The 10,262-nt window shown below is 71.7% G+C and carries 7 protein-coding genes; 3 read left to right on the top strand and 4 right to left on the bottom strand.

What is annotated here, in order from left to right; all coding sequences use genetic code 11:
* Window positions 1–162: 162 nt before the first annotated feature.
* The 3 genes from ACIP94_RS25685 to ACIP94_RS25675 form a co-directional block, all read right to left on the bottom strand.
* Complete coding sequence (locus ACIP94_RS25685) at window positions 163–2,712, bottom strand: discoidin domain-containing protein (RefSeq protein WP_402430081.1); 2,550 nt, start codon at window positions 2,710–2,712, stop codon at window positions 163–165.
* A gap of 308 nt (window positions 2,713–3,020) precedes the next feature.
* On the bottom strand, window positions 3,021–3,455 hold the full coding sequence (locus tag ACIP94_RS25680) for an ANTAR domain-containing protein (protein WP_402430078.1): 435 nt from the start codon (window positions 3,453–3,455) through the stop codon (window positions 3,021–3,023).
* A 112-nt stretch (window positions 3,456–3,567) separates the two neighbouring features.
* On the bottom strand, window positions 3,568–4,545 hold the full coding sequence (locus tag ACIP94_RS25675) for a Ku protein (RefSeq protein ID WP_402430075.1): 978 nt from the start codon (window positions 4,543–4,545) through the stop codon (window positions 3,568–3,570).
* Between the two features lie 350 nt (window positions 4,546–4,895).
* Here ACIP94_RS25675 and ACIP94_RS25670 point away from each other — a divergent pair, with 350 nt between their 5' ends.
* From ACIP94_RS25670 to ACIP94_RS25660, 3 genes are all read left to right on the top strand, one after another.
* Window positions 4,896–6,098: an EfeM/EfeO family lipoprotein gene (locus ACIP94_RS25670; RefSeq protein ID WP_402430072.1), complete on the top strand. Its 1,203-nt coding sequence runs from the start codon at window positions 4,896–4,898 to the stop codon at window positions 6,096–6,098.
* Complete coding sequence (gene efeB, locus ACIP94_RS25665) at window positions 6,095–7,324, top strand: iron uptake transporter deferrochelatase/peroxidase subunit (protein WP_402430069.1); 1,230 nt, start codon at window positions 6,095–6,097, stop codon at window positions 7,322–7,324. The genes ACIP94_RS25670 and efeB overlap by 4 nt, the downstream gene beginning before the upstream one ends.
* A 188-nt stretch (window positions 7,325–7,512) precedes the next feature.
* Window positions 7,513–9,351, top strand: a complete 1,839-nt coding sequence (locus ACIP94_RS25660) for a phospholipase C (protein WP_402430066.1) — start codon at window positions 7,513–7,515, stop codon at window positions 9,349–9,351.
* Between the two features lie 62 nt (window positions 9,352–9,413).
* Here the strand turns inward: ACIP94_RS25660 and ACIP94_RS25655 are convergent, their stop codons facing one another.
* Complete coding sequence (locus tag ACIP94_RS25655; RefSeq protein WP_402430064.1) at window positions 9,414–10,229, bottom strand: inositol monophosphatase family protein; 816 nt, start codon at window positions 10,227–10,229, stop codon at window positions 9,414–9,416.
* Between the last annotated feature and the right edge of the window lie 33 nt (window positions 10,230–10,262).

Here is a 10,262-nt window from a genome sequence, read left to right as displayed (position 1 = left end):
GGGGGGGGCGCGCCCGGGGGGGCCCGGGGGCGGTGGCGCCCCGGGGGGGGCCCCCGGGCGCCCCGGCACCCGGGGGGGGGCGCCCCGCGCCCGGGGGGGGCCGGGCCCGGGGCCCGCCGCACCGCCGTCACGGGTCATCCGCGGCCCGTGAGGCGTGACGCGTCAGGGGAACTGGGCGACCTTGGACGGAACGGTGTCCGTGCCCGAGGTGGGGGCGCCGGTGTCGTTGACGACGTGGGCGTACTGGCCCTTTCCGCCCAGCGAGATCACCAGCAGGTCGTGCATCCTGATCCCGGGTTTGACGGGCACCTGGAAACCATGGGCCTGGACGATCGTCGGGTCGGCCGTGTAGTTGCAGTAGCTGCCCAGGCCCCACGCCTCATGGACGTTCACGGTGTCGGCGACCTTGTAGGCCGCGTAGCCGACGATGCCGTCGTGGGTGATGGCGGCGGCGTTCGGGGCGTCGTAGGCCTTCTCGTTCTGGAAGAAGATCGTGCGGCCCCGCTCGCCGCTCCACAGCACGTCGTACTTGTTGAAATGCTCGACGAAGAGCCCTGTGGCCAGGACGTCGTCGCCGTTGACGCGCAGCCCGTAGTCGGCTCGGTTGGTGTTCCAGCCGACCCCGTCCCCGTGGTCGGCGCGCCAGATCCAGGTGTGGTCGATGACGACGTCGTCGCTGTTGACGACGACGGAGTTGGTGGCCAGACCCGGGCCCGCGCCGCCGATGCGGATGAAGACGTCCTGCATGGTGGTGGGGTCGGCGGAGTGGTCGGCCGTCGAACCGGCCGGGCCGATCTGCAGGAGCGTGTCGGAGTTGACGGGGCCGGCGTCGATGAGGAAGCCCGCGAGCCGGACCCCGTCGACGTCCGCCACGTGCATCGCGTCGATGCCGTTGTCCGGGACGAGGGTGGCCAGACCGAGGCCGAGCACGACCGTGTCGGCCCGCGTCACGTTGAGGGTCTGGTCGAGGTGGTAGATCCCCGGGGTGAACAGCAGGTTGAGGCCCTGGGCCAGCGCGGCGTTGATCGTCGCGGCGGTCGCGCCGGGCTTGACCACATAGAACTGGTCCAGTGGGATGGAGGTGCCCGCGTCGGCGGGCCAGGACACACCGCGGGCGTTGGTGCGCTTGGCGGGCACGAAGACCTTGTAGCTGGTGCCGTCCAGGTACAGGAACGGCTTCTCGCGGGAGACCGGGGTGGTGTCCAGCGTGGTGTACGGGCCGGAGTCGAAGTTGGTGGCCGGGGCGCCCTGGACACCCGTGAACGTCATGTTCCACACGCCGTTGGTCCAGCCGCCGACCGAGCTGTCGCGGGTGTACCACTGCTGCTGGGAGTACGGCCCCACCGTGCCGTCGATCTTCGAGTCGGCGATATAGCCGCCGGAAGCCCAGCCGTAGCCGTTCGGGGCGAGGTTCAGCCCGCCCTGGACATGGATCCGTCGGAACGGCGCGGCCTGCGCGACGGCCCACCGGTCGGTGCCGTTGGACGGCCTGAGGGCGAGGTTCTCCGCCGAGCGCCAGAAGTTCTGGGTGGCGTTGCCGTTGAACCAGCCCGCGTCGACGGTGATGTCGCCGTTGATCTGGGTGTCGTCGGGGTTCAGGCCGAGTCCCGAGATCGAGGTGTAGAAGCCGAGTTGGGCGTTGATGCCGTTGTAGGTGCCCGGCTTCAGCAGGAACTGGTAGCGGCCGGTGCCGAACTGACTCGACTCCTGCTGGGTGAAGACCTGGTCGAACTTCTGCTGAAGACCGGGCGTGGAGGGATCCACGACGATGACGTTCGGTCCGAGATCGCCACCGCCCTGGACTGGGGGAGTGCCGGACGAGTCCGTGTGGACCGAGACCTCCCACAGGGAGTAGCCGTAGCCGGTCGCGCGGACCGTCCCGTAGATCCGGACGTAGCGGCCCGAGCCGCTCACGTCGTAGGAGGCCGTGCCGCCGCTCGCGCCGCTCACGCTCCTGAGCGTGGTCCAGCTCCGGCCGTCGTCCGAGGCCTGGATCTGGAACTCCTTGGCGTAGGCGGCCTCCCACGTCAGGTCGACCTTGCACAGCTTCCGCACCGATCCCAGGTCGGCCTGCACCCACTGCGGATCGGACGCCTGGCTGGACCAGCGGGTGCCGGTGTCACCGTCGAAGGCGGCGGACGCGGGGGTGCCCGCGTTCTCCGTGGAAGAGGCCGAGGCGGGCCTGCCCTTGGCGGCGTCGGCCGGGTCGCAGGAGGGCGCGGTGGTGCCGGGGGTTCCGAAGACCTGGAACTCCCACAGCGAATAGCCCCACTGGGTGGCGCGGTGGACGCCGTACATCCTGACGTAGCGGCCCTGCCCCGACACGTCGAGGGTGTCGATGCCGCCGTCGCCGCCGCTCACGGACTTCAGGTCGGTCCAGCCGCTGCCGTCCTGGGAGACCTGGATCTTGTAGTCCTTGCCGTAGGCGGCCTCCCAGTCGAGGACGACCTTGGTGATCGAGGCGGTGGCGCCCAGGTCGACCTGGAGCCACTGCGTGTCCCCGGCGGCGGACGACCAGCGGGTGCCGTTGTCGCCGTCCACGGCGTTGGCGGCCGGTGTGCCGGCGTTCTCGTCGGACGAGGACGTGGCCGGTCTGCCCTGGGACAGCGGGGTCTCGGCCGCGACCGCGGCGGCGGCCGGTGAAGGGATGGCGGGCAGGGTGAGGAGCGCTGCCGTGGCGGCCAGCGCGACACCCAGGGATCTGAGTCTCATGTGGGGTTCCCTACGGGTGCGGTGAATGGGTGGTCACGACGAGCGGCGGCACGTGGAACGGCGTTGCCTGGTGCGCAGAAGGACCCGGAACGCGGCCACCTGTGCCGCCCCGATCGGCGCGGGGAGTGAACGGGCCCCGGAATCGGCTTAGTTCACGTCTTGATTTAACTGATGAGGCTAGACGCCGGGCAACCCCCCGGACACAGGAATCTTTTCACCTCCTGGCCACGGGCATGTGTGCCGAGGGGGAAGATGCGTTCAGGAAGTGGCGCGGCGGAGGAGGCGGTGATCCTCGGTTGGTCCTCTGCCTACGGCCTGCGCGATGACGGACGGGTGGGGGAAGGAGCCGTCGGTGCGGCCCCCGGCTCCGTGGGCTCGGCGGGGTCGGGGCGGGATCCGGTCGGGTGGGAGCAGATGCTGTACCGTTCGAGCGCCTTGTTCAGCTCCACCCGCAGGGGCTCCGGCAGGACACCGTCCTGCGCGTATCTCAGGATGTGTTCCGCCACGACACGCAGCTTGGTGTTCGTGCGCTGGGAGACGTCCCGCAGCACGCGCCAGGCCTCCTCCGGTGCGATCCGTCCGATGACGACCACGGCGCCCATCGCCTGATCGATGAGGGCATGCGAGGAGACGGCCTGGCGGAGCTGCGCGTTCTCCTCGAGAAGCCGCTCGTGCTCCAGTGCCAGGTCGGTGGCGGACAGCAGGCGCAACGGGTGCTGGTCGGATATCGCGAAGAACGCCATGGTGTGTTCCCTGGTCGAGCGGGCGGTCGCGGTTACAGCTTCCCTCAGGCGGGCGTCGTAGACGAATCGAATCCGGCCTCCCCCGCGAGGACCGGCCGGAGCCCTGCGTCGCCTACGCGCTGCGCGGCCGGCGGGCCGTCTTGCGCGCCGTCGCCTTCTTGGCCGGAACCTCCTTCCTGGCCTCCTTCGTGGCCTTCTTCGCCGCGGCCTTCCCGGCGGGCGCCTTCTCCGCCGTCTTCCCGGCCGCCGTCTTCCCTGCCACGCTCTTCTTCGGCAGCTCGTGGACCTCGGCCTCCGTCTCCTCGCCCCGGGACGCCTTCGCCTGGGCCACGGACTCCCGGAGCGCGGTCATCAGATCCAGCACCGCGCCGGCCCCGGCCTCCGGCTCCGGTGCCTCGGGCGGGGCGTGCCCCTCCCGCTTGGCCTCGATGACCTGCTCGAGTGCCTCCGTGTAGTGGTCGACGAAGTCGGGGCCTTCGAGGGTGTCCCGGGTCATGCGCCCGATCAGGTGCTCGGCCTCGGCGATCTCGTCGTCGGAGAGCTTGACCTCCTGGGGAGCCAGCTCGCGGGGATCCCGGATCTCGTCCGGCCAGCGCATCGCGTGCAGCACGATCGCCTCGTCCCGCACGCGCAGCAGGCCGAGCCGCTCCCGGCCGTGCCAGGCGAACTTGGCCACCGCCACCTTTGACGACCTCTCCAGTGCCTTGCGCAGCAGCGCGTACGGCTTGTTGGCGACCGTCCCCGAGGCCTGGAGGTAGTAGCCCTCGCCGATCCGGAGGGGGTCGATGGACTCGGCCGGCACGAACGCGGCGATCTCGATGGCCCTCGCCGTCGGCAGGGGCAGCTCCCGCAGTTCCTCGTCCAGGACGGCGACGACCTGGTCCCTGGAGATCTCGTAACCCTTGCCGATCTCGTCCTGCGGAATCTCCCGGTCCTCCATCTCGCAGTACTTGCGGACCCGTACCCGGCCCATGTCCTCGAGGTGGTACTGGTGGAAGCGGACGCTGTGGTCCTCGGTCGCGGGGACCACGTTGATCGGGATGGTGACCAGGCCGAAGCTGATCGCTCCTGACCAGATGCTCCGGGGCATCGCAGACCTCTCTGTGACGTGCCCCGAGGCCACCAGCCTACGAAGGGCTCCGCACGGCGGCACGGCGGAGCGCTCCACCGGGGGCCCGCGCGCAGGGCCACCCTTCCCGCGAGGCCCCGGCGCACCCGGCCCGAGGCGGACCGCACCGCCGTGCCCGCTCCCGCAGGTCCCACCGGGGCGGTGCGCTCCCGGCGGTGAGCGCCCGGTGAACCGCCGGGGAAATCTTGGTGTCCGTCCCCGCGTCCGGGCTGTTCCGGCGCCGGGCGCTGCCTAGCATGAGGTGATCGCGCCGGTGTCCCACGACACCCGGGCGCGTGCTCGCGTTCGTACGTCCGGGGAGGCGTTGGGGCATGCCGGTGCCCGGCCTGGGTTCACGGCCGGCCCGACTCCGGGCGGCAGGCGGACTCGTTTTCGTGCTGGCCCTGGTGACGGCGGTGCTGATCACCGCCCTCTCCCCGGGCCATCGGGCGCGGGCCGCCGCCGACGGGCTCCCGCACACCACCGTCGAGGTGTCGCCGAGCGGCTGCGGTCGCGGCTGGAGCCGCCCGGTGTCCGGTCTTCAGGTCTTCGAGCTGCACAACACCTCCGACGGCGCCGCCGAGGTGTACCTTCAGGACGCCCGTACCCGGGCCGTCTACGGGGAACTGGAAGGACTCGCCCCCGGCACGACCCGGCCGTTGACCGTCCGTCTCGGCGCGGGCTCGTACGCGTTCACCTGTCTGCCCGACGACACCGACGCCGTCACCGGCCCCACCGTCCGCATCACCGCCGGGACACCGGGGCCCGCGGCGGCCCCCGTCACCGTGCACGATCTCATCCCTCTCGCGATCGACTACCAGAAATGGGTGGCCGGCGGCCTGGACCAGGTCGTCCGGCTGACCGGACGCCTCCAGGACGCCATCGACCGAGGGGATCTCGACGCGGCCCGCAGCGCCTGGCTCTCCGCACACCTCGAATACGAGCGGCTGGGCGCGGCGTACGACGCCTTCGGCGACGCGGACGGGAAGATCAACGGCACGGACGCGGGGCTGCCCGGCGGGGTCCACGATCCGTCCTTCACCGGTTTCCACCGCGTCGAGTACGGGCTGTGGCACGGCGAGTCCGCCACCGGTCTGCGCGCTCCCGCGGGCGCCCTGGTCAAGGCGGTCCGAGCCCTGCGCGACGGCTGGGCGCAGGCCCGTATGGATCCGGCGCAGCTCGGTCTGCGGGCCCACGAGATCCTGGAGAACACCGTGCAGTTCGAGCTGACCGGACGGACCGACTACGGCAGCGGAACCAACCTCGCCACCGCCCGTGCCGGCATCGACGGGACCCGCGCCGTGCTGTCCCGGCTGCACCCCCTGCTCACCACGCGCGATCCCGGACTGCCCGCTCTCGAAGGGGAGTTGGACCGCGCGGCGCGCACCCTGGACGGCTTGCGCCACCATGGCCGCTGGACCCCGCTCGACCGGCTGGACCGGGCACGGCGCGAACAGGTCGACGCGGTCTTCGGCGACCTGGTCGAGCGGCTCGCCCCGGTGGCGACGCTCTGCGATCCCCGGAGGACGGTATGACCACCCCGCCCGCCACGAGCCGCGTCGGGCGGCGCGGTTTCCTGCGCGGGGCGGCCCTCGCGGGCGCCGGACTCGCCGCCGGCGGCGCCGCCGCCCCGTCGGGCGCCGAGGCCACCGGCGCGCCGCCCATCGCCCCCTTCCACGGTCCCCACCAGCAGTCGGTGCTCGCCGCCCCTCGCCGGGTCACCGCGTTCACCTCCTTCGACGTGACCGTCGACAGCCGCCGGGAACTGGCCGATCTCCTGCGCACCCTCACCGCGCGCGCCCGCTTCCTGACTTCCGGCGGCACGCCCCCGCCCCTCGGCATCACCGGCCCGCCCGCCGACTCCGGCATCCTGGGCGGCCAACTCCCCTCAGGGGCGCTGGCGGTGACCGTCGGCGTCGGCGCCGCGCTCTTCGACGGGCGCTTCGGCCTGGCCGGCCACCGCCCGCGCCGGCTGAGGGCCATGCCCGCCTTCCCCGACGACGACCTCGAGCCCGGGTGGTGTCACGGGGATCTCAGCCTCCAACTGCACGCCGACGACTCCGACACCGTGCTCCACGCCCTGCGGGACATCGCCCGGCACACCCGCGGCGCCATGCAGGTCCGCTGGCGTCTCGACGGCTTCACCAGCCCGCCGCGCCCCTCGGGCACCCCCCGCAACCTGATGGGCTTCAAGGACGGAACCGCCAACCCCGACCCCTCCGACGCCCGCGCGATGAACCGTCTGGTGTGGGTCGGCCCGGACGCGGGCGAGCCGGACTGGGCGGTCGGCGGCAGCTATCAGGTCGTACGGCTGATCCGGATGCTCGTGGAGTTCTGGGACCGGGTCTCGCTCAGCGAACAGGAACGGATGTTCGGCCGGGCCCGGGAGTCCGGCGCGCCTCTCGACGGCAACGCCGAGCACGACACCCCCGACTATCCGGGCGACCCCAAGGGTGACGTCATCCCGCTGGACAGCCATATACGGCTGGCCAACCCGCGCACGGCGGCCACGGCCGGCCAGCGGATCCTGCGCCGCGCCTACAACTACGACGCGGGCACGGACCGCAACGGCAACCTCGACATGGGGCTGCTGTTCTGCTGTTACCAGCAGGACCTCGCCCGCCAGTTCGAGACCGTCCAGCGCCGCCTCGCGGGCGAGCCCCTGACCGACTACATCACGCCCTTCGGTGGCGGCTACTTCTTCGCACTCCCCGGCGTGCGCGACGCGGCGGACTGGTACGGGCGAGCCCTGGTGAGCTGAACCTGTCCGGACAACCGGCCCGGCCGCGCGGGACTTTCCCGGGTCAACACACGGTCAAGACTTTCCCCGGCTTCCCTGACCTGCTGTTCATGTACACGCCACCAATGCTCCGCCGTGCTGCCGTCCGCCGGGTGGATCGTCCCTGACCGTACGTGGCAATGACGTTCGTGTCCGGAAGGTGAACCAGCATGGCCGGCAGAGGAAGACGAGCAACGACACGGAGCCTCGGGGCGCTCGCGGGAGCGGCCGCGCTCACGCTCCTCAGCGCACAGGCGCCCGCCTGGGCCACCGCGCCCGACGGAGACCGGGCCTCCTCCACGGCCACGCCCATCAAGCACGTGGTCGTCCTCTTCGACGAGAACGTCTCCTTCGACCACTACTTCGCGACCTACCCCAAGGCCGCCAACACGGACGGCACGAAGTTCACGGCGTCCAGGAAGACCCCGAAGGACGTCGACAACCTGCGCACCGCCGGGCTGCTGACGAAGAACCCCAACCAGTACGCGCCCAAGCGGCTCACCCCGTCCCAGGCCATGACCTGCGACCAGAACCACGCCTACGGGCCCGAGCAGTACGCGTACAACGGCGGGAAGAACGACCAGTTCGTGCAGAACACCGACTCGGGCAAGTGCTCCGGCACCCTGTTCGGCGAGCCGGGCCTGGTCATGGACTACTACGACGGCAACACCGTCACGGCGCTGTGGAACTACGCCCAGCACTACGCCCTCGGCGACCGCTCCTACAGCTCGGTCTACGGTCCCTCCACTCCTGGCGCGCTCAACCTGATCTCCGGTCAGACGCACGGCGTCGTCTCCATGGACCCCGCCTCCGGCACCGAGGACCCCAAGCGGACCGCCACACCGGACGCCTACACCGTCCAGTCGCCCGACGCCAAGGGCGTCGGCACGGTCGTCAACGACCCCGACCCGGCCTACGACGACTGCTCCGGCAAGGACCACACCAGCAAGAACGCGCTCGCCTCGATGCGGGGCCGCAACATCGGCGACGTGCTCAACTCCAGGAAGATCACATGGGGTTGGTTCCAGGGCGGCTTCCGGCCGTCCACCGCGTGGGACGGCCGGCAGGGCCACTACGCCCAGTGCGACACCGCGCACACCAACGTGGGCGGCGCGGCGACGGTGGACTACAGCCCCCACCACTCGCCGTTCCAGTACTACAAGTCGACGTCGAACCCGCACCACCTCGCGCCCAGGAACGTCGACGAGATCGGCCACAACGGACGGGCCAACCACAACTACGACCTGACCGACTTCGACGCGGCCCTGAAGGCGGGCAAGCTCCCCGCCGTCAGCTTCGTCAAGGCCCCGGAGTACCAGGACGGCCACGCCGGCTACTCCGACCCCATCGACGAGCAGCACTTCCTGGTCCAGCAGATCAACGCCCTCCAGAAGTCGCCGCAGTGGAAGTCGACCGCCGTCGTCATCGCCTACGACGACTCCGACGGCTGGTACGACCACGCCTACGCCAAGCCGCGCAACGGCTCGAAGGACACCTCGACCGGCTCCAACGGCAAGGCGACCGACAGCCCGGCCTGCCAGTCCGGTCCGGCGGCCGCCGGCGGCTACGCGGACCGCTGCGGTCCCGGCACCCGTCAGCCGCTGCTCGTGGTCTCCCCGTACAGCAAGGTCAACAAGGTCGACCACACGCTCACCGACCAGGCCTCGATCATCCGCTTCATCGAGGACAACTGGCACACCGGCCGGATCGGCGACCACTCGTTCGACGCCGCGGCCGGCTCGCTCGCGGGCATGTTCGACTTCCGGCACCCCAACGACAAGCAGGTGCTGCTGAACGCCAACGGTTCCGTGAAGTCGGTCGGTCCGATCCGCCCCGTGAAGGCGGTCGCCACCAGCATCACCCCGGGACCGGCGATGCAGAACACGGCCGCGGCGACGGTCGCCTCGTTCCCGGCCGTCCCGGTGGGCATCGCGGCGGGCGCCCTCCTGGCGGCCGGCGCGACCGGCACGTACCTCACCCTGCGCCGCAGGGAACGCCGTAGCGCCTGACGCGCGCGGCACGGCTTCGGCGGGCGGCGGCTCCGGTGACCCCGGGCCGCCGCCCGCGGCTTTCATCGGGCGCGGGTCACCGCCCCGCTGTCCGCCCGCAACGCCTGCACCAGATGCCGGTGCAGACCCGCCGGCGCGGCCAGGAAGCTGTCGCACCCGGCGCTCCAGGGCCGCCCCTCGGCGTCGGTGACCAGGGCGCCCGCCTCACGGGCGACCAGGGCGCCCGGCAGCAGATTGGCGTCGTCGCGCCCGAACTCCCAGAAGGCGTCGAGGCGTCCGGCCGCCGTGTCGGCGATCTGCCACGAGGTGGGCCCGAGATTGCGGACGGCGGCCACCCGCGGTAGCACGGCGGCGAGCGACCGTCCGGCCTGCGCGGCGGCCTCCGGCTGACGGGTGATGAACGGGGGATGGGTGGTCGCCACGACGGCGACGGCCGGGTCCGTCTTGGCCGACGGGCCGATCGGCGACCCGTTGCGGGTGGCGCCGGCACCGAGGGCGGCGAGATAGGTCTCGCCCAGCAGGGGCGCGTGCAGGGCCGCCGCCACGGGCTCCGCGTCCCGCACCAGCGCGAGGCTCACGCAGAACTGCGGCAGGTCCTGGAGGAACTGCACCGCGCCGTCGAGGACGTCCACGATCCACACCTCGCCCTCGGCGGGCAGCGCGGCACGTTCCTTCCACTCGTCCGCCCAGCCGACACCGGGGCGCAGCGCGTCCAGGTGCCGGCGCATGAGCGCGACCGCCGGCGCCTCCAACGCGCCGTAAACGGCGGCGAGTTCATCGAAGGAGGTGACGGGCGCGGGCCGCGGGGTGGCCAGCAGCAGCTCGCCGACCTCCCGAGCGGCGGCGGCCATGGGGGCAAGCAGGTTCCGGTGCGTCATCGTGGGCTCCCGTGCGGATTCGGATCGACGGCA

The organism is Streptomyces sp. NPDC093261, from assembly GCF_044753645.1.
Taxonomy (GTDB): domain Bacteria; phylum Actinomycetota; class Actinomycetes; order Streptomycetales; family Streptomycetaceae; genus Streptomyces.
Note: the sequence above shows the minus strand (reverse complement) of the source record. Positions and strands in the feature narration are given on the sequence as shown.

What these genes read in the sequence shown, in the direction of transcription:
- ACIP94_RS25685 (WP_402430081.1), bottom strand. Translation starts at nt 2,712, where the DNA reads ATGAGACTCAGATCCCTGGGTGTCGCGCTGGCCGCCACGGCAGCGCTC.
- ACIP94_RS25680 (WP_402430078.1), bottom strand. Translation starts at nt 3,455, where the DNA reads ATGGCGTTCTTCGCGATATCCGACCAGCACCCGTTGCGCCTGCTGTCC.
- ACIP94_RS25675 (WP_402430075.1), bottom strand. Translation starts at nt 4,545, where the DNA reads ATGCCCCGGAGCATCTGGTCAGGAGCGATCAGCTTCGGCCTGGTCACC.
- ACIP94_RS25670 (WP_402430072.1), top strand. Translation starts at nt 4,896, where the DNA reads ATGCCGGTGCCCGGCCTGGGTTCACGGCCGGCCCGACTCCGGGCGGCA.
- efeB (WP_402430069.1), top strand. Translation starts at nt 6,095, where the DNA reads ATGACCACCCCGCCCGCCACGAGCCGCGTCGGGCGGCGCGGTTTCCTG.
- ACIP94_RS25660 (WP_402430066.1), top strand. Translation starts at nt 7,513, where the DNA reads ATGGCCGGCAGAGGAAGACGAGCAACGACACGGAGCCTCGGGGCGCTC.
- ACIP94_RS25655 (WP_402430064.1), bottom strand. Translation starts at nt 10,229, where the DNA reads ATGACGCACCGGAACCTGCTTGCCCCCATGGCCGCCGCCGCTCGGGAG.